We start from the raw sequence: 17,532 nt of genomic DNA, 5'->3' as shown, positions 1-17,532 counted from the left end.
TGGCCCACCGTCAGGCCACGTGCGCCTGGCGCACCAGTTCTATCACCTTTTCAGCTGGCTGATCGAAAGCAGCGATCAAGCCCGCCTCCTTCAGTTTCGCCGCTTTCAGGTGACGTTCCTTGACGTGGCCATAACCGCGAATGTCTTCCGGAATGCTGGCAATCGCCACCGCCTGCGCCAGGTTCTCTGCCGTCAGCTTGGGCAACAGCGCCCGCGCCGTCTCGCGGTACTGCCTGACCAGCGCGCGCTCGGTCTTGCGCTCTTCGGTGTAGCCAAAGATGTCAAACGCGGTGCCACGCAGGCCTTTAAATTTGGCCAGCACGCCGAAAGCCTTCATCATCCACGGACCGAACTCTTTTTTCACCAGCTGGCCGCTGGCGTCATGCTTGGCCATGATCGGCGGCGCCAGGTGGAACTTGAGCGTGATGTCGCCCTCGAACATGGCGGCGATCTTTTTCTGGAACGCGCCGTCGGTGTACAGGCGGGCCACTTCGTACTCGTCCTTGTAGGCCATCAGCTTGTAGTAGTAGCGCGCCACGGCTTCGGCCAGGCGCGTGCCCTTGCCCAGTTTTGCTTCGGCGGCGCGCACTTCCTCCACCAGCGTCACGTACTGCTGGGCGTAGCCCACGTTCTGGTACGCGGTGAGCAGATCGACGCGCTTGGCGATGATGTCGTCGAGCGTCTGGTTGCGCTTGAATTCGATCACCTTCGACGGCGCGGTCAGGCGCGTGACCGAACCCAGGTCGTACGCGGCCGTGCGGCCCCAGGTAAATGCGGCCTGGTTGAATGCCACCGACACGCCATTGAGTTCGATCGCACGCACGATCGAGGACTCCGAGAGCGGCACATGGCCCTTCTGAAACGCGTACCCGAGCATGAACATATTGGTGGCGATCGAGTCGCCCATCAGCGCGGTGGCGATATGACCGGCATCGACGAAGTCGGTCATGCTCTCGCCGCAGGCGCGCACGATCTCGCTGCGCGAACTGGCGTCCGGGAACTGCCAGTCCGGGTTCTTCACGAACGCCGCCGTGGACGAACCGGTGCTGTTGATCATGGCGCGGGTGCGGTTTTCGCCCATGCGCGACAAGGCGTCGCGGCTGGCCGTGACGATCAGGTCGCAGCCGATCACCAGGTCGGCGCTGCCGGTGCCCACGCGGGTGGAATGCAGGTCGGCCTGGTGGTCGGCCAGGCGTACGTGCGACATCACCGGGCCGCCTTTTTGCGCCAGGCCACTCATGTCGAGCACGATGGCGCCCTTGCCTTCCACGTGCGCGGCCACGGCCAGGATCTGGCCAACCGTCACCACGCCGGTGCCGCCGATGCCGGTGATCAGGATGCCGTACGGTTGCGCGGTCGAAGGCAATACCGGCGTTGGCAGCACCGCCGGCGGCGCGGCATCCTTGCCCGCAGCGGCCTTCTTCGGCTTTTTCAGCGCCCCGCCTTCCACCGTCACAAAGCTCGGGCAGAAACCGGTGGTGCACGAGAAGTCCTTGTTGCACGACGACTGGTTGATCTGGCGCTTGCGGCCCAGTTCCGTCTCCAGTGGTTCCACCGACAGGCAGTTCGACTGCACCGAACAGTCGCCGCAGCCTTCGCACACGGCCTCGTTGATCACGGCGCGCTTGGCCGGATCCGGGTACTCGTTGCGTTTCCGGCGGCGGCGTTTTTCCGACGCACAGGTCTGGTCGTAAATCATGGCCGACACGCCCGGCTGGTCGCGCAGCTCGCGCTGCACGTCCATCAGTTCCGACCGGTGGCGCACGGTCACGCCTTCGGCCCACTTGTAATCGGCCGGGTATTTATCGGGTTCGTCGGTGACGACGATGATCGGCGTGACGCCTTCGGCGGCGATCTGGCGCGAGATCATGCCGGGATCGAGCGGACCGTCGAACGACTGGCCGCCGGTCATGGCCACCGCGTCGTTGAACAGGATCTTGTAGGTGATGTTGACCTTGGCCGCCACTGCGGCGCGGATCGCCAGGATGCCGGAGTGGAAATAGGTGCCGTCACCGAGATTGGTAAACACGTGCTTCTCGTTGGTGAACGGCGCCTGACCTACCCAGGTCACGCCTTCGGCGCCCATGTGGGTAAAGGTGGACGTTTCGCGGTCCATCCACAACACCATGTAGTGGCAGCCGATGCCGGCCAGCGCGCGCGAGCCTTCCGGCACCTTGGTCGAGCTGTTGTGCGGGCAGCCGGAGCAGAAGAACGGCGTGCGGTCGGTCTGCGGATTCGGTTTGGCCGGCAGCGTGGTCAGCGCCAGCTCTTTGGCTTCGAGGAAGGCGATGCGCTGCTTGACGCGTTCGGCCACCGGGTGGCCGTCGCAGTAGTGGGCGATGCGCGAGGCAATCGCGCGGGCGATCTGCGCGGGATTGAGCTCGTACGTGGCTGGCAGCAGCCAGTCGCCGTGGCCAGTCTTGCCCTTGTTGCTCCATTCGCCCGTATCGTCGAACTTGCCCACCACGCGCGGCCGCTGGCCGTCGGGCAGGTTGTACAACTCTTCCTTCAACGCGTATTCGAGGATCTGGCGCTTTTCTTCGACCACCAGGATCTCGTCGAGGCCCTTGGCAAATTCGTGCACGCCGTCCGCTTCCAGCGGCCAGGTCATGCCGATTTTATACAGGCGGATGCCGATGTCGGCGGCCGACTGTTCGTCGATGCCCAGGTCGGCCAGCGCCTGGCGCGTGTCGAGGTACGACTTGCCGGCGGTGATGATGCCGATCTTGGGCTTGGGACTGTCCCAGATGATTTTATTGAGCTTGTTGGCGCGGCAGTACGCCAGCGCGGCGTACCACTTGTAGGTATTCATCCGCACTTCCATGTCGAGCACGGTGTCGGGCCAGCGGATATTCAAGCCGCCGGCTGGCAGTTCGAAGTCGGTTGGCAGTTCGATCTTGACGCGGTCCGGGTCGAAATCGACCACAGCGCCCGACTCGATGATGTCGGTCACGCACTTCATCGACACCCACAGCCCGGTATAGCGGCTCATCGCCCACGCGTGCAGGCCGTAGTCGATGTACTCCTGCACCGACGCCGGGTACAGCACCGGGATGCCGCAGGCATTCAAGATATGGTCGGACTGGTGGGCGGTGGACGACGACTTGGCGGCGTGGTCGTCGCCAGCCAGCACCAGTACGCCGCCGTGCTGGGCGGAGCCGGCGTTGTTGGCGTGCTTGAAGACGTCGCCGCAGCGATCGACGCCCGGTCCCTTGCCGTACCACATCGAGAACACGCCGTCGTACTTGGCGTCCTTGAACAGGTTGGTTTGCTGGGTGCCCCAGACGGCGGTGGCGGCCAGGTCTTCGTTCATGCCGGGATGGAACTTGACGTGGTGGGCATCGAGGTATTTCTTGGCCTTCATGGCCGTCATGTCGACGCTGGTGACGGGCGAGCCGCGATAGCCGGTGATGTAGCCGGCGGTGTTCAGGCCAGCTTTGAGGTCGCGTTCACGCTGCATCATCGGCAGGCGGATCAGCGCCTGGGTGCCGGTCATGAAGGCGCGGCCGCGCTCGAGCGTCCACTTGTCGTCGAGCGAGAATTCAGGCGCTGCCGGCGGGATGGCCGGGTCCAATAGCAAACCCTTTTGAGGTGCGTTCATTTTGTCTCCACTATTCTTTGCAATACGCTCCTCGTGAGAGCGCACGGAATGTGTTTCTGTTACGAGTGCCGGCGCGCCAATCTGTGAGGCGCTGCCGGCGAAGATAACGATTATGCGGTCAAGACGCGGTCAATACTCCCCGCTTGATTTGATCGAGTTCAATCGATTCGAACAGCGCGCGGAAATTGCCCTCGCCGAAGCCCTGGTCGCCCTTGCGCTGGATGATCTCGAAGAAGATCGGGCCGATGACGTTTTGCGTGAAAATCTGCAGCAGCAGTTCACGTTCCGTCTCGTTGCTCTGGCCATCGATCAGGATGCGCAGGCGGCGCAGGTCTTCCAGCCGCTCACCGTGGCTCGGCAGGCGGCGGTTGACCAGTTCGTAATACGTTTCGATGGTGTCCTGGAAGGCGATGCCGGCCGTCTTCATGCCCTCGATCGACGTGTAGATGTCGTCGGTGCCCAGCGCAATGTGCTGGATGCCCTCGCCGTGGTACTGGTCCAGGTATTCGGCGATCTGCGACTTGTCGTCCGACGATTCGTTGATCGGAATCCGTACCTTGCCGCACGGCGAGGTCATCGCCTTCGATTTCAGGCCGGTGTGCTTGCCTTCGATGTCGAAGTAGCGCACTTCGCGGAAGTTGAACATCTTCTCGTAGAAGTCGGCCCATTCCTTCATGCGGCCGCGATGGACGTTGTTGGTCAGGTGGTCGATATAGGTGAGGCCATGGCCGACCGGGTTGGCTTCGGCGCCGGGAATGGCGACAAAATCGACGTCATAGATGCTGATGTCGCCGATGGTGCCCTGCTGGCCGCCATTCTTGCCGCGCCAGCGATCGACCAGGTAGATCAGCGAGTCGCCCACACCCTTGATGGCGGGGATGTTGAGTTCCATCGGGCCGGTGCGGTTGTCGAAACCCCAGGCGCCCTGTTCGAGCGCGCGCTGGTAGGCAAACGCGGCGTCCTTGACCCGGATCGCGATTGCGCACACGGACGGGCCATGCTGGCGCGCGAAGCGCTGCGCGAACGAATCCTGCTCGGCATTGATGAGGAAGTTGATGTCGCCCTGGCGGTAGAGCGTGACGTTCTTGTGGCGGTGGCGCGCGATGGCGGTAAAGCCCATGCTCTCGAACAGGGCGCCGAGCGCTTGCGGGTCCGGGGCGGCATATTCGACGAACTCGAAGCCGTCGGTGCCCATCGGGTTATCCCATGGCTGGAATTGCATGTGTGTCTCCTGGGTTTGTTATGCGAATTTATCGCCCAGTATAGACCCGCCCACCCGGCATTTAATTGCAAACAATTCCCCGGCATCGCCGATGTGCGCAATAATATTGCCTTAACGCTGATTTATTGAGGGATTTATGACCAAAGTTGCGCTGGACAAAACCGACCGCAAAATTCTGTCCATTTTGCAAGCCGACGGCCGGCTGTCCAACCAGGACGTCGCCGAGATGGTGGCGCTGTCGCCATCGCCCTGCCTGCGCCGCATCAAGCGGCTCGAGGAAGCGGGCGTGATCCGCCAGTACGTGGCGCTGCTCGACCCCGACAAGATTGGCCTGGGCCTCTTGGCCTATGTGAACGTGCGGCTGGAAAAGCACAGCGACGCCGGCGCCCACAGCAACGCCCGCGCGCTGGGTGCGCCCAACGCCCCGCCCTCGCCGCGCGCCGACTTTGCCGACTCGGTGGGCCAGTGGCCCGAGGTGGTGGCCTGCTACGCGATGACGGGCGAGATGGACTACCTGCTGCGCGTGCACGTGGAAGACATGGAACACTTCTCGCGCTTCATGATGGCGACCCTGCTGCGCCACCCGGCGGTGCTCGACGTGAAATCGAGCTTCGCCCTGCAGCGCATCAAGGATACCACCGCCCTGCCGCTGACCAGCCAGCCGTAACGCCGTTATGGGAAGTGGCGGTTCAGGTGATTTAAGAACGGCTCGGCTTTCATGAAGCCGATCACGCGGCTGCCCGGCACTTCCTTGCCGTCCTTGAACAGGATCATGCCCGGTGGGCCGAACAGGCCGAAGCGCTTCATCAGCGCCTTGTCGTCGGCGTTATTGGCGGTCACGTCCACTTGCAGCACGCGGATCCTGGCCATCTTGTCCTTGACCGGCTGCTGGGAAAACGTGAAGCGCTCCATCTCCTTGCACGACACGCACCAGTCGGCGTAGAAGTCCAGCATCACCGGAGTCTTGGTGGTGGCCAGGATCTGGTCCAGCTCCGCCACCGTTTTGATGCGCGGGAAGTGCGCGTCGGCGGCGGCAGGCGCACTACCTTCTGCATTGCCACGGCCGCCAGTCAGGTGACCGACCGGCTGCAGCACGTCGCGGCCACCGCTGGCGGCGCCTGTCAATTCCAGCACGCCGACCAGCAGCAGCGCCATGCCGAGCGCCTTGCCGACATAGGCGCTCAGTCCCGCGCCCTTGGAGGCCGACTCGAACACGTTGAGGAAGGCTGCGCACAGCAGCGCAAACAGTCCCCACAGCACCATGCCGGTGGTGGCCGAGAACACCGGCGTGATCATCCAGATCGCGGTGGCGATCAGCAGCAGGCCAAACAGCTTTTTCACGCCATTCATCCAGCCGCCGGCACGCGGCAGCAGGCTGCCGGCCGAGATGCCGGTCAGCAGCAGCGGCACGCTCATGCCGACCGCCATCGAGAACAGCGCCCAACCGCCGGTCCACACGTTGCGGGTCTGGCTGATGTAGAGCAGCGCGCCGGCCAGCGGGCCTGCCACGCACGGACCGACGATCAGGGCCGACAGCGCACCCATGATGAATACGCCGGCGAACTTGCCGCCGCCCATATTGCCGCTGGCGGAACTGAGTTTGCTTTGCAGGCTGCTCGGCAGCTGCAACTGGTAGACGTCGAACATCGACAAGGAGAGCACGAACAGCAGCGCGCCAAAGGTCAGCAGCACGGCCGGTTTTTGCAGCGCCGCCGCCAGGCCTTCGCCAGCCAGGCCGGCAGCCACGCCCAGCGAGGTGTACACCAGCGCCATGCCCAGGCTGTAGGCCAGCGCCAGCGCAAAGCCGCGGCCACGCGACGGATTGCCTTCACCGACGATAATCGACGACAGGATCGGCACCATCGGCAGCACGCAGGGTGTGAACGACAGCAGCAGGCCGAAGACCAGGAACGCCAGGCCGATGCGCCAGGCGCTGCCGCTCTCCAGCGTGCGCTGGGCAATCGAGCTGTCGTCTTCGTGGGCGGCTGGGGCGGCTGCCGGTGCTGTTGCGGTGGTGGCAGCAGACGCTGGCGCCGCTGGAACCGCAGCAGCAGTGCCGGCAGCGTCGCCATCGGCCGGCAACGCCGTCAGCACGCCGGTCCTGGCCGGGTCGATCGCGTAGGTGGCCGAGGCCGGGGAATAGCACAGGCCCGCATCGGCGCAACCCTGGTAGTTCACCGTCAGCTTGATCGGCTTGTTCGATGCCAGCGGCAGGTCAACCACCAGCTGGTCCTGGTAAGTCTCCATCTCCTTGTTGAAGTTGGTGTCGAACTTGCGGATGCCGTCCGGCAGGCGCGGGGTGGCCAGCGCCACGCCGTCGGCCTGGAAGCCCAGGCGTTCCCGGTACAGGTGGTATTCGGGGGCGATCTTCCACGCCAGGCGCACGGTGTGGGGGTCGGTTTGCGTGGCGGTGAGCTTGAATGCCTGGTCCGGCTCCAAAAAGTCGGCGGCGCGCGCCGGGTTGATCATGCTGATGATCAGCATGGTCATCATGGCGAGGGCGGCCACCATCATGGCGGCCGACATGTGCATGCGGCGCCACAGCAGTTGTTGTGTTTTCATGTCAGAGATTCCTGTAAAGCGTCTGTCCGTGCTCGTCGATGGCGAGGTAGCCCATATCGGAGGTCTTGAGAAAATTGTGTCCATCGTGTTGCTTGAGCATGGCGATGGTGGAGCAGCTGCCCGCCGCCACCGCCATCGGCGCCATCACGCTCACCGAGCGCCAGTACCGCACCGGCATGCCGGTGCGCGGATCGAGGATGTGGCAATAGCGCACGCCATCGAGCTCGAAAAACCGCTCGTAGTCGCCGCTGGTGGTCAGCGCCCCGGAACTGATCGGGATGCTGGCGATGGTCGCGGTGGGGTCGCGTGGATCCTGGATGCCGATGCTCCACGGCCGCCCGTCCAGGCGCGGACCGATGAAGCGCATGTCGCCGCCCAGGTTCACATAGCCATGCCGCACGCCGGCGTCGATCAGCACCGCTGCAGCGCGGTCGGCCGCGTATTCCTTGCCGAAGCCGCCGAAGTCGATCTCCATTCCCGGTTGCAGCAGGTGCACCTGCTGCCGCTCGCAATGGACATGGCGCCAGCCCACCAGCGCCAGCAACGGCGCCAGGGTGTCGGCATCGGGCACGCGTGGATTGCTGAAGTCCCACGCACGGCGCAATACGCCCGAGGTGATGTCGAACAGGCCGCCGCTGGCCGCGAACAGCGCGGCGGCGTAGTCGATCAGCGCCATGGTCTCGTTGTCGCACGCCACCGGCGCCTGGCCGGCGGCGGCGTTGATGCGCGAGACGATGCTGTCGGCGCGGTAGCGCGAGTACTTGTATTCGATGCGCCTTACCTCGGCGATCGCGCGCGCTGCCAGGTCTTCGGCCGCCGCCACGTTCGGCGCCGCCAGGCGCAGCTCGCAGCGGCTGCCCATGGCGTCGAACTGCTGGCGGTGGATGGCCGTTACCATGTGCGGTTGACCGCCAGCTGGATGGTGCGTGCCCGTACCGCGTCCAGGCCAGGACTGCCGGAGCCGAACACGCGCCAGCTGCCGCGCTGCTGGTAGGCCGAGACCTTGGCGTCGACCGACCAGTCCTTGTCGATCTGCTTGCTCACCTTGAGCCCCAGCGTGACCGCGCCAAAACCCGAGAGCCGGTAATCGGCCGACGCGAAGTTGTTCGGGTTGTAGCCCGGCGGGAACGGCTGGCCCAGCGTCTGGTCGTACACGGGATCGAAGTAGAAGTCGGCCGCGCGCTGGGTGTACAGCCGCACTTCCGGCGTGACGGTCCAGCCATCGGCCAGCGGCTGCACGTACTCCTGGCCCAGCGTGTGGCCGCGCACGCCGAAGCTGTCGCGGTAGTAGCGGTACGACGTGCGGCTGGTGCCGCCGGTCGCTTCCACGTAGTGGTTCCAGCGCAGCAGCAGCGTGCTTTCGTCGCGGGTGCGCGGACGGTTGTCGGGGAACTTGTACGGATCGTTGAAGTAACCCTTGCCGGTGTCGTGGGCCAGCGTGACCTGCACCACGTCGGCCTTGCCCAGCACTTGCGTCACACCGAGCAGGAAATTGGTGCTTTGCTTGCGCTCGTTGCGCACGATCTGGTTGGTCGGATTGATGTGGTCATTGGCGCGGCCGATGCCGGCCGACCAGGTGGTGTTACGGTCTTCGCTCTCGAAGGTGCCCGACACCGAGAGAGCGCGCGACAGGTAATCGTCCTCGGACGAATACGCCGCGCCCACGGAGAGGCTGCCACGGTCGAAGTAGCGTTTGACGGACACGTCGCCGGCGGTGCGGTGGTCGCTCATGCGCGAGGCGCCCGAAATGGCGCTGTGATAGCGCGGCGTGGCGCCCGAGACGTCGTCGTTCACGGCCGAGGCGCTGATGCTCCATACGCCAGCCACCGGCGCCATGATCGATACCGACGGCGCCTTGACGTGAATGCGGTCGAGGCCCGACTGGCTGTCCTTGTAATCGAGGTAGCCGACGCTGATCACGCCATTGGTGGGTGGCGCCTCGGCATGGGCCTGCACGCCCGGCAGCAGCAGCGCTGCGGCCAGGATGGCGGAAGCCGCGACAGCTGACGGCGAAGGCGGGGCCGCCCCGGAAGAAGTTTCGGTCTTGATAGGTTCCATGTACTGTTCCTAGTTGCAGCCGCAGCCGCCGCCACCGACGCCGGCGCCGCCCGAAGACGATTCGCGGCTGGTGTAGATATGGTCGTCATAGCGGTTGAACAAACCGCCGTCGTTAAAAGTCATTTCGGGCTTGGCCAGGTTGCCCTTTTCCCACGGCTGCACCTGGCCGGAGCCGGCGCAGCCGGTCAGCGTGGTCAAGCCGGCGGCGATCAGCATCGCTGACAGAAGCTTCATTTGGCCGCTCCCAGCGCGGCAACGATCTGCGCTTCCAGTGCGGCGCGGTCGCTGTCGCGGAAGCCCGAGTGCTCGGCGATCACCTTGCCGTCAGCGCCCACCAGCACGCTGCTGGGCATGCCCTTGATACCGTACTGGCGCGGGGTGGCGCCCTTGGGATCGAAAGCGATGGTGAACTTGGCCGGCGTGGTGGCAAGGAACTTGCGCGCCTCTTCGCTGGTGCCGTCCACGTTGACGCCGACGATCTGCAAACCGCGTGCGCCGTACTTGGCCTGCATCTCGTTCATCCACGGGAACGACTGGCGGCACGGACCGCACCACGACGCCCAGAAATCCACGTACACGACCTTGCCCTGCAGGCTGGCCAGTTTGACTTCGCCGTCGGCGCCAGGCAGCGTGAACTGCGGCGCCGGTGCGCCCTTGTCCAGGGCCAGCACCAGCGCGGGCGCTGCGGCCAGCGTGACGGCCAGTGCGGCCGCCGATACCATCGATAACATTTTCATTGCATAACTCCTCAGTGAGTTTAGTGAACGTTGCGCTTGCGGCGCCAGAAGATGACCCCACCGGCCAGCAAGACCAGGAAGGCCAGCATCGGGTCATTGACGTCTTTCGATGCCGAGCAACCGCCGCCGCCGGTGTTCTGCGGCGTGGCGTTCGCTGGAGCTGCGGCGCTGGCCTGGCCGGTCAGGGCGATGGTCGAGCTGCCGCCGGCCACGTTCGAATTGAGCACGACGGAGCCGCTGTTATTGCCCGGGTTGACCGGGGTGTAGCGCACCACCAGCTCGCACGTGGCGCCGGGGTTGAGCGTGAGCGGGAAGGCGGCGCAGCCGGTGCTGTCGGTGGCCTGGGCGAACGGGCCGCTGAAGGTGGCGCCAGACAGCGTGAGCGCAGCCGAACCGCTGTTGGTCAGGGTAAAGCGACGGGTCGGCGTGGCGCCGATGGTCACCGCGCCGAAGTCGAAGTTTTGCGGGTTGACGCCGAGTGCCGGTGCACCAGCGGCCACGGCGACGCCATTGCCGGTCAACGCCAGCGAGAACTGCGCACCGCCGTCGGTGACGACCATCAGCGTGGCGCTGCGGGCGCCGGCTGCCGTCGGACGCAGCGCGGTGGTCAGGGTGCAATTGGCGCCGGCGCCAACTGCCGCATTGGCCACGCAGGTGCCGCCGAGGACGAAGTCGCCCGGATTGGCGCCGGCCAGGGTGAGCGTGGAGATACGCAGCGCGGCAGTGCCGGCGTTATTGAACGTGGTCGTGTGCACGGCAGCCGTGGCGCCCACCTGGGTGTCGGCAAACGTGATCGGGCCGGCTTCGGACAATACCGGCACGCCAACTGCCTGGGCGCTGCCGGTGCCGGTGATGGCCACTTGCAGCGGCGCCGCGTTCGAGATCACGGCCAGCGTGGCGGCAACCGCGCCGGCGGTGGTCGGTGCAAAGCGCAGCGGCACCGAGCAGCGCGCGCCCACGGCCAGCGTGCTGCCGCAATCGCTGCCGGCGATGGTCACGCTGGCCGCGCCGGTCACGCCGATATTGGAGAGATTGAGCACCACGTTGCCGGTATTGGCCAGCACCACGGTTTGCGCCGCGGCCGGGGTGTTGACGGTCTGGGCGCCGAAGGCGATGGCCGACGGCGTGGCGGTCACCGCTGGTGCGGCGGCGCTGGCGGTGCCGGAGAGGCCCACGCCGGCGCTGCCATTGGCTGCGTTCGAGGCCAGCGTCAAGGTACCGGCAAAGGCGCCGGCAGCAGTTGGCGTGGCGCGCACGGTGACGGTGCAGCTGGCGCCGGCGGCGACCGGGGTGGCGGTGGCGCAGGTGCCGCCAATGGTGAAGATGCCGGCGTTGGCGCCGCCCACGGCGATGCTGCTGAACGTGAGCGCGGCCTGGCCGCTGTTGGTGACGGTGACGGTGGACGGCGCAGACGCGGCGCCGGTCAGCTGGGCGCCGAAGTTGACGGTGGCGGCCGACAGGCCGATGGTGGCCTGCGGCGTGCTGTTACCGGTGCCGGACAGCGCCACGGTGCTGCTGCCGCCGGTGGCGTTGTGGGTGATGGTCAGCGTGGCGGCGCGGCTGCCGGGGGCGGTCGGACGGAAGCTGGTTTGCACGGTGCAGCTGGCGCCGGCGGCAATCGCCGCGCCGTTGGCGCAGGAGCCGCCGCCGATGCTGTAGTCGCCGGCGGCAGCGCCGCCCAGGGCGATGGTGCCGATATTGAGCGCGGCGCTGCCGGTGTTGCTCAGCGTAGCGGACAGCGGGCCGCTGGTCTGGCCGATGGCGGTGCCGGTAAACGTCAGGCTGGCCGGGGCCAGGGTGGCGGCCGGCGCAGCGGTCACGGTGGGGTTGCCGATGAACGCGGCCAGGTCATCGAGCTCGGTGGACGAGAACCGGCCGGCGAACAGGCTACCCATGCCGCCGCGATTATTGGCAATCGCATTGGCGATCACGGACGGCTGGTTGGCCGCGCGGGTGATGCCGTTGACATTGGCTGCCGGCGAGGCGCCGTGGCACGAGGCGCAACTGGCGCCGCCGGTCACCGGACCGTTCAGGTACAGGTTCCTGCCGTTGAGCGCATCGGCGGCGCCTGCATGCGGTACGACCACCGCCGCACCGATCATCAATACTGCGCCGGCAGCCTGCTGCCAGCGCCCTGCCTTGGTCCTGCCCGTCCACATTGTCCCGCCCATGCCTGTTCTCCTGAAGTGAATTTAAATACTGCAAACGGAGATCGCAAAGGCATTCATGCCGCTGTGCGCCAGCACGCACCAGCGCCAGCTGCGGGTGCGCGCATACAGCATCGCCAGCACCAGTCCCGGCCCCAGCACCGCCAGCGCCACGTGCCAGCCGCTGCCGAGGTGCAGCAGGCTGAAAGCGCCGGCCGACACCAGCACCGGCCACACCGACCCTGGCCGGCGCCGCATCAGCCACTCCTGCAAGCCGGCGCGAATCACCAGTTCTTCCAGCAGTGGCGACAGCAGTAGCAGGCGTAACCAGTCCCACGCCGAAGGGGCGTACAGGTGCGCGCCGCAGGCGGCGTCCCAGGTCCAGGGCAGGATCGATGAAATCAGCGACACGGTAAAAGTAAGCCTCGCTGCCAGTTGCGTATCTTGTCGAACCGTTCATTCCGGTTCGGGCAGCAAAGGTTCTAAGAGAGCACTACTTTTTTTTCGGCTTGTGGAGCGTCAGGCGTTCGAGCCACTTGAGGGCAGCTCTTTTATTAGCCTTGAAAGTGTAATCGAGGGTGGCGAATTGTTCGTCCAGCGCTTCCTGCATCACGCTGGAAGGGTCGGCCGGCAGCAGCTTGAGATAGGCGTCGGCTTCGCCGTATTCGCGGTGGATTTCCATGCCTGCCTTTTTGGCGATGTGCATCATGGTCTTGTTCGACGACAGGCAGTGCATATACAGGGTATCGACGTCGTTGTTGCGGCAGTGGATGGCGGCGCGCTCGAACATCTTGGAGCCCACGCCGATACCGCGTGCGCTGCGGCTGACCGACACGCCGAATTCCGCCACCCGCGCCTTGTCGGTTACTGCTTCTTTGGCGGCGTCGCGCGGGGCGAACGCCAGGTGGCCTACGGCCACCAGCCGGAACACGCGGTTGTACACGCCGAAGACAATGTCGCGCGAAAAATCGATGCCTGCCACGTAGCGCTCGATCTGCTCGTCGGGTAATTCTGTGCCGAAGCGCAGCAGGCGGTCGGCCGGTTCCAGGTCGAGGAAGTGGCGGCGCATGCGGCGCCGGTCACGTGGGTGCAGCTGCTTGACCAGCACGCGCGGACGATATTTGCCGTCGGTGGTTTTATGGCGCGCGCGCAGCGGATTCTGGAACAGGTCGATCGGCGGCATGCTCAGTTTACCCCCGAACCCGGTCCCGGTTGGCTTTGCGGGTCAGGCCTCGTCATCGGCATCATCGACGCTCAGTGCCAGCTTGACCGCATTGACCCGTGCGCGATGCACAAGTTCAGGGATGCGTTGCGGTTTGTCCAGGCACGCTTGCGCAATTTCGCCGGCGTTCACCGCGCGTGCGGCAGCCATGGCCGTTTCCAGGTACGGCCCTTGCGGGAATGGCGCGTCGCTGTAACTGGCCGACGGTCCGCTGCGTCCGCGCGAATCGCATTCGGTTGCCAGCAGCATTTGCGAAAACCGTGCCGGCTTGCGGAAGGCGTCGCAGCGCTCGAGCAGCTTGACGATGGTATTGGGCCGCAGCTGCAGCGCGCGGCCCACGTTGCCGTGTTCGCGCGCGGTCATCACGGCCAGGTCGCGGCAGTCGGTGGGCACGCGCAGGCGCTTGCACACCTGCTCCACCAGTTTCACGCCCAGCTCCTCGTGGCCGTGGTGCGCGGGCCAGTTGTTCGACGGCGTCACGCCCTTGCCCAGGTCGTGCATCAGGCAGGCCACGCGCGTGGGCAGCTCCAGGTTCGCCTTGGCCGCGCAGTCGATCACTTGCAGGATGTGGGCGCCGGTGTCGATCTCCGGATGCCATTTTTCCGGCTGCGGTACGCCCCACAGCACGTCGAGTTCCGGCAGAATGCGGGCCAGTGCGCCGCAGTCGCGCAGCACCTCCAGCATGCGCGACGGCTGTTGTTCCATCAGCCCGCGCGACAGTTCCTGCCATACGCGTTCGGCCACCAGGGCATCGACCTCGCCCTGCTCGACCATCTGCCGCATCAGTTGATTGGTTTCCGGCGCCACCCGAAAATCGGGATAGCGCGCAGCAAAGCGCGCCACGCGCAGGATGCGCACCGGGTCCTCGGCGAAGGCGTCGGATACGTGGCGGAAGATGCGCGCGGCGATGTCGCGCTGGCCGCCGAACGGATCGGTGAGCGTGCCGTCGTCGGCGCGGGCAATCGCATTGATGGTCAGGTCGCGCCGCACCAGGTCTTCTTCCAGCGTGACCTCGGTGGAGGTGTGGAAAACGAATCCCTTGTAGCCGGGTGCGGTCTTGCGCTCGGTGCGCGCCAGTGCGTATTCCTCCTGCGTCTGCGGGTGCAGGAACACCGGGAAGTCTTTACCGACCGGGCGATAGCCCTGCGCCACCATGTCGTCGGGCGTGGCGCCGACCACCACGTGATCGTGGTCCTTGACCGGCAGGCCAAGCAGCGCATCGCGCACGGCGCCGCCTACAACGTAACTCTTCATGGTCAGTCCGCAGCGTCGGCGTGGGGTGCGGCCTGAGTTTCGGCCAGCGCTTCGGTGACCCAGCGCGCCACCGCAGGATGGGCCAGCACACGCTGGCAGTAGGCGTCCAGCGCGGGCGCGAGCGAGACGCCATAGGTGCGGAAACGCGACACCACCGGCGCGAAATACGCGTCAGCGATGGAGAAGTCGCCGAACAGGAACTGGTGGTGGCCAAAGCGCGACAGGCATTCTTCCCAGATCTCGCTGATGCGGCCGATATCGGCCTGCGCGCCGTTGGTGCGGCCCTTGCCCGGCAGGCTGGCGCTGATGTTCATCGGCATCGCATTGCGCAGGTCGGTGAAGCCGCAGTGCATCTCGGCGCAGATCGACCGCGCCATCGCGCGCGCGGCCACGTCCTGCGGCCACAGGTGCTGCTCCGGGAACTGCTCGGCCAGGTATTCGACGATGGCCAGGCTGTCCCAGATCGTGATCTCGCCCGCCAGCAGCACCGGCACCCGGCCGCAGGCCGAGTAGCTGCAGATGCGGTTGGCGGTGTCGGGCTTGTCGAGTTCAACCCGCACTTCCTGGAACGGGATGCCGAACGCGGTCATCGCCACCCACGCCCGCATCGACCACGACGACAGGTTCTTGGTGCCGATGACGAGGGTCAGGCCGGGCGAGCGCGCGGCGGCCAGGGCGTTGGACAGGCTGGGATCGAGTTGGGTGGTCTGCATGGTGGCTTAGTAGTATGAGTAAATCTGATCAGCGGGCGAAAGTGGCTTCCTGCTCTTCCTGCAAGGTGTAACCCTTGGGGGTGACCACGCCGATGCGCGCCTTGAGCGACTGCGGCCGCCCCTCGAACAGCGCGGCGTAGTAGTTCGCATTGGACATCACGTTCTTGACGTAAGTTCGGGTCTCGAAGAACGGAATCGATTCGATGAACACCGCAGACTCCATCGGCTTGTCGAGCGAGGCGCGCCAGGTGCGCGAGCGTCCCGGGCCGGCGTTGTAGGCGGCGGTGGCCAGCACCTGCGAACCGTCCATGTTCCCGAGCACCATGTTCAGGTAGTTCGTGCCCAGCATGATGTTGGTCTTGACGTCCGAGAGCATGTCCGCGGCGAAGTCGGTCAGGCCCAGTTTTTTCGCCACCCAGCGGCCGGTGGACGGCATCACCTGCATCAGGCCCGACGCGCCCACGTGCGATTGCGCGTCCATGATGAAGCGCGACTCTTGCCGGATCAGGCCATACACCCAGGCCTTGTCCAGGCCCAGCGTCTTGGTCGCCGGGTGCATGATGTCGTCGTGCGGCGACGGGAAGCGCTGGGTGTAATCGACCAGCACCCGGGTGCGGTCCGAGGTGTTGACCATGCGGTCGAGGATGTGGTTCTGGCGCGCGAATTCGGCCGCTGCCAGGTGTTCGCGTTCGCTCAGGCCGCGCAGGCCCCAGTTCCATTCGCGCGTGCCTTCGAAGCGCAGGCGCATGCCGAAAAATTTCAGTGCGCGCTGGAAGTTGGGGTTGGCGGCGATCGGCGCGATTTCGGCAGCGGTGATCGGCGCGCCCGGCGGCGGGATCGACACCAGGCGGCCGGTTTCCTCGCGCGCCAGCTGGCCATAGAAGTTGGGCTGGTCGGCGATGCTGTTGAACAGCCGCAGCGCCTCGCCCGACGGCGGGCTGGTGTCGCTGCCGTCGGCCATCAGGGCGCGGCCCTTCCAGTAGATCCAGGTCGGGTCTTCACGCAGGATGGCCGGCATGGCGTCGATATTCTTGTGCACCTGGCGCCAGTCACCGTTGCGCAGCGCGATGCGGGTGCTCCACTGGGCCTGGTCGATCGACAGCGGCGCGCCATCGGCACGCTTCCAGTAGTTGGTGGTGTCATCCGACAGCGAGTACGACGACTGCAGCGCGATCGCGGCCCAGCCTTCGCGCTGCTCCTGGGTCGAGAGGCTTGACGATGCCTTGTTCAAGGCCAGCGTGGCCAGCTTGATGCTGGTCTTGGCCAGGCGGCCCACGGCGACGATGAAGATTTCGTGTTCGGTGCGGCCCTCGCCCGGGCCCTTGGCCACGGCCACTGCCGGCAGGTCAACCGCCTGCACCACTTTTTTATCAGGACCGCCCAGCAGCGCGACAATGCGCCGCGCCTGGCCGGTGGAGTTGAATTCGCCCGACAGGCGCAGCTGCGTGTACAGGTCTTCGGCGTCGAACTGGCGCGACTGGTACAGGGTGCCGATCAGGCCCGCGCACGGTTCGCCGTAGCCATTGGGGGAGATCAGCAGCGCGCGCGCTTCGTTGGCCACGTTCTGGCCCTTGATCGCGCGCGACTGCAGCGCGTAGCATTTAAGCTGGGTGTCGTCGTTGAGCACGAACAGCGGCAGTTGTTCGTCGAAGGTGGTCCAGTCGCGCGTGCGGCCCAGTTCGAGCAGCCAGTCGTTGCGCAGGCGGTCGACGATGGCCTGGCCCTGGTAGCGCTGCATGAAACCGCGAATTTCGGCCTGCGAGGCGTCGCGCAGGCGCGCTTTGAGCCGATAATAGTCGACGTACGATGGAATCGAATAATTGGCCAGGCGCGCGGCGTAGAAATCGACCTTGGACGTATCGTCCTTGCGCACGGCGTCGCGCATGAGCAAAAAGGCATCGTCCTCGCGCCGGGTTTCAGCGCCGAACTCCTCGGATTGGGCAAAGGCGGTGACGGCCACCATGGCGACGACTGCGCCGGCGATCCATTTCGAAACGGAAATCAATGTGCAACTCT

14 protein-coding genes are annotated in these 17,532 nt (G+C 65.6%); 1 reads left to right on the top strand and 13 read right to left on the bottom strand.

The window, feature by feature from the left end:
• Nucleotides 1-10 precede the first annotated feature (10 nt).
• Nucleotides 11-3,601, bottom strand: a complete 3,591-nt coding sequence (locus J2X54_RS02695) for an indolepyruvate ferredoxin oxidoreductase family protein (RefSeq protein WP_310177432.1) — start codon at nucleotides 3,599-3,601, stop codon at nucleotides 11-13.
• A gap of 118 nt (nucleotides 3,602-3,719) precedes the next feature.
• Nucleotides 3,720-4,823 carry a 4-hydroxyphenylpyruvate dioxygenase gene (gene hppD, locus J2X54_RS02690; protein WP_070246567.1) on the bottom strand — a complete coding sequence of 368 codons (1,104 nt, stop codon included), beginning with the start codon at nucleotides 4,821-4,823 and terminating at the stop codon, nucleotides 3,720-3,722.
• A 136-nt stretch (nucleotides 4,824-4,959) separates the two neighbouring features.
• On the opposite strand from hppD, the gene J2X54_RS02685 reads away from it, so the two are divergent.
• Entirely contained in the window at nucleotides 4,960-5,490 is a 531-nt protein-coding gene (locus tag J2X54_RS02685; RefSeq protein WP_019924749.1) for an Lrp/AsnC family transcriptional regulator, read from the top strand.
• 5 nt (nucleotides 5,491-5,495) lie between these two features.
• Here the strand turns inward: J2X54_RS02685 and dsbD are convergent, their stop codons facing one another.
• The 11 genes from dsbD to J2X54_RS02630 form a co-directional block, all read right to left on the bottom strand.
• Entirely contained in the window at nucleotides 5,496-7,385 is a 1,890-nt protein-coding gene (dsbD, locus tag J2X54_RS02680) for a protein-disulfide reductase DsbD (protein WP_310177425.1), read from the bottom strand.
• 1 nt (nucleotide 7,386) lies between these two features.
• A complete protein-coding gene (locus tag J2X54_RS02675; RefSeq protein ID WP_310177423.1) occupies nucleotides 7,387-8,283 on the bottom strand; it encodes an FAD:protein FMN transferase in 897 nt (298 codons plus the stop codon).
• Nucleotides 8,277-9,443, bottom strand: a complete 1,167-nt coding sequence (locus J2X54_RS02670) for a DUF3570 domain-containing protein (protein WP_310177421.1) — start codon at nucleotides 9,441-9,443, stop codon at nucleotides 8,277-8,279. The genes J2X54_RS02675 and J2X54_RS02670 overlap by 7 nt, the downstream gene beginning before the upstream one ends.
• A 9-nt stretch (nucleotides 9,444-9,452) precedes the next feature.
• A complete protein-coding gene (locus J2X54_RS02665; RefSeq protein WP_310177419.1) occupies nucleotides 9,453-9,677 on the bottom strand; it encodes a DUF4266 domain-containing protein in 225 nt (74 codons plus the stop codon).
• Nucleotides 9,674-10,180, bottom strand: a complete 507-nt coding sequence (locus J2X54_RS02660) for a TlpA disulfide reductase family protein (RefSeq protein ID WP_310177417.1) — start codon at nucleotides 10,178-10,180, stop codon at nucleotides 9,674-9,676. Before J2X54_RS02660 ends, J2X54_RS02665 begins: the two co-directional genes overlap by 4 nt.
• A 20-nt stretch (nucleotides 10,181-10,200) precedes the next feature.
• Nucleotides 10,201-12,351 carry a choice-of-anchor D domain-containing protein gene (locus tag J2X54_RS02655; RefSeq protein ID WP_310177415.1) on the bottom strand — a complete coding sequence of 717 codons (2,151 nt, stop codon included), beginning with the start codon at nucleotides 12,349-12,351 and terminating at the stop codon, nucleotides 10,201-10,203.
• Nucleotides 12,352-12,372: 21 nt separating this feature from the next.
• Nucleotides 12,373-12,738, bottom strand: a complete 366-nt coding sequence (gene mrtJ / locus J2X54_RS02650; protein ID WP_084640535.1) for a JDVT-CTERM system glutamic-type intramembrane protease MrtJ — start codon at nucleotides 12,736-12,738, stop codon at nucleotides 12,373-12,375.
• 82 nt (nucleotides 12,739-12,820) lie between these two features.
• Nucleotides 12,821-13,510, bottom strand: a complete 690-nt coding sequence (locus J2X54_RS02645; RefSeq protein ID WP_310177412.1) for a GNAT family N-acetyltransferase — start codon at nucleotides 13,508-13,510, stop codon at nucleotides 12,821-12,823.
• A gap of 42 nt (nucleotides 13,511-13,552) precedes the next feature.
• Nucleotides 13,553-14,803 (bottom strand): multifunctional CCA addition/repair protein, encoded by a 1,251-nt coding sequence (locus tag J2X54_RS02640; RefSeq protein ID WP_070246572.1) that lies wholly within the window; start codon nucleotides 14,801-14,803, stop codon nucleotides 13,553-13,555.
• Nucleotides 14,804-14,805: 2 nt separating this feature from the next.
• A complete protein-coding gene (locus J2X54_RS02635; protein ID WP_070246573.1) occupies nucleotides 14,806-15,516 on the bottom strand; it encodes a glutathione S-transferase family protein in 711 nt (236 codons plus the stop codon).
• A 28-nt stretch (nucleotides 15,517-15,544) separates the two neighbouring features.
• Nucleotides 15,545-17,521 (bottom strand): transglycosylase SLT domain-containing protein, encoded by a 1,977-nt coding sequence (locus J2X54_RS02630; RefSeq protein ID WP_310177407.1) that lies wholly within the window; start codon nucleotides 17,519-17,521, stop codon nucleotides 15,545-15,547.
• Nucleotides 17,522-17,532 lie beyond the last annotated feature (11 nt).

The sequence above is a fragment of the Duganella sp. 3397 genome, assembly GCF_031456625.1.
GTDB classification, from domain to species: Bacteria; Pseudomonadota; Gammaproteobacteria; order Burkholderiales; family Burkholderiaceae_D; genus Rugamonas; species Rugamonas phyllosphaerae.
This window is presented reverse-complemented; position numbering and strand designations above follow the sequence as displayed.

Bases quoted from the DNA above. Each gene is read 5' to 3' on its own strand.
- J2X54_RS02695 (WP_310177432.1), bottom strand. From the start codon at position 3,601: ATGAACGCACCTCAAAAGGGTTTGCTATTGGACCCGGCCATCCCGCCG.
- hppD (WP_070246567.1), bottom strand. From the start codon at position 4,823: ATGCAATTCCAGCCATGGGATAACCCGATGGGCACCGACGGCTTCGAG.
- J2X54_RS02685 (WP_019924749.1), top strand. From the start codon at position 4,960: ATGACCAAAGTTGCGCTGGACAAAACCGACCGCAAAATTCTGTCCATT.
- dsbD (WP_310177425.1), bottom strand. From the start codon at position 7,385: ATGAAAACACAACAACTGCTGTGGCGCCGCATGCACATGTCGGCCGCC.
- J2X54_RS02675 (WP_310177423.1), bottom strand. From the start codon at position 8,283: ATGGTAACGGCCATCCACCGCCAGCAGTTCGACGCCATGGGCAGCCGC.
- J2X54_RS02670 (WP_310177421.1), bottom strand. From the start codon at position 9,443: ATGGAACCTATCAAGACCGAAACTTCTTCCGGGGCGGCCCCGCCTTCG.
- J2X54_RS02665 (WP_310177419.1), bottom strand. From the start codon at position 9,677: ATGAAGCTTCTGTCAGCGATGCTGATCGCCGCCGGCTTGACCACGCTG.
- J2X54_RS02660 (WP_310177417.1), bottom strand. From the start codon at position 10,180: ATGAAAATGTTATCGATGGTATCGGCGGCCGCACTGGCCGTCACGCTG.
- J2X54_RS02655 (WP_310177415.1), bottom strand. From the start codon at position 12,351: ATGGGCGGGACAATGTGGACGGGCAGGACCAAGGCAGGGCGCTGGCAG.
- J2X54_RS02645 (WP_310177412.1), bottom strand. From the start codon at position 13,510: ATGCCGCCGATCGACCTGTTCCAGAATCCGCTGCGCGCGCGCCATAAA.
- J2X54_RS02640 (WP_070246572.1), bottom strand. From the start codon at position 14,803: ATGAAGAGTTACGTTGTAGGCGGCGCCGTGCGCGATGCGCTGCTTGGC.
- J2X54_RS02635 (WP_070246573.1), bottom strand. From the start codon at position 15,516: ATGCAGACCACCCAACTCGATCCCAGCCTGTCCAACGCCCTGGCCGCC.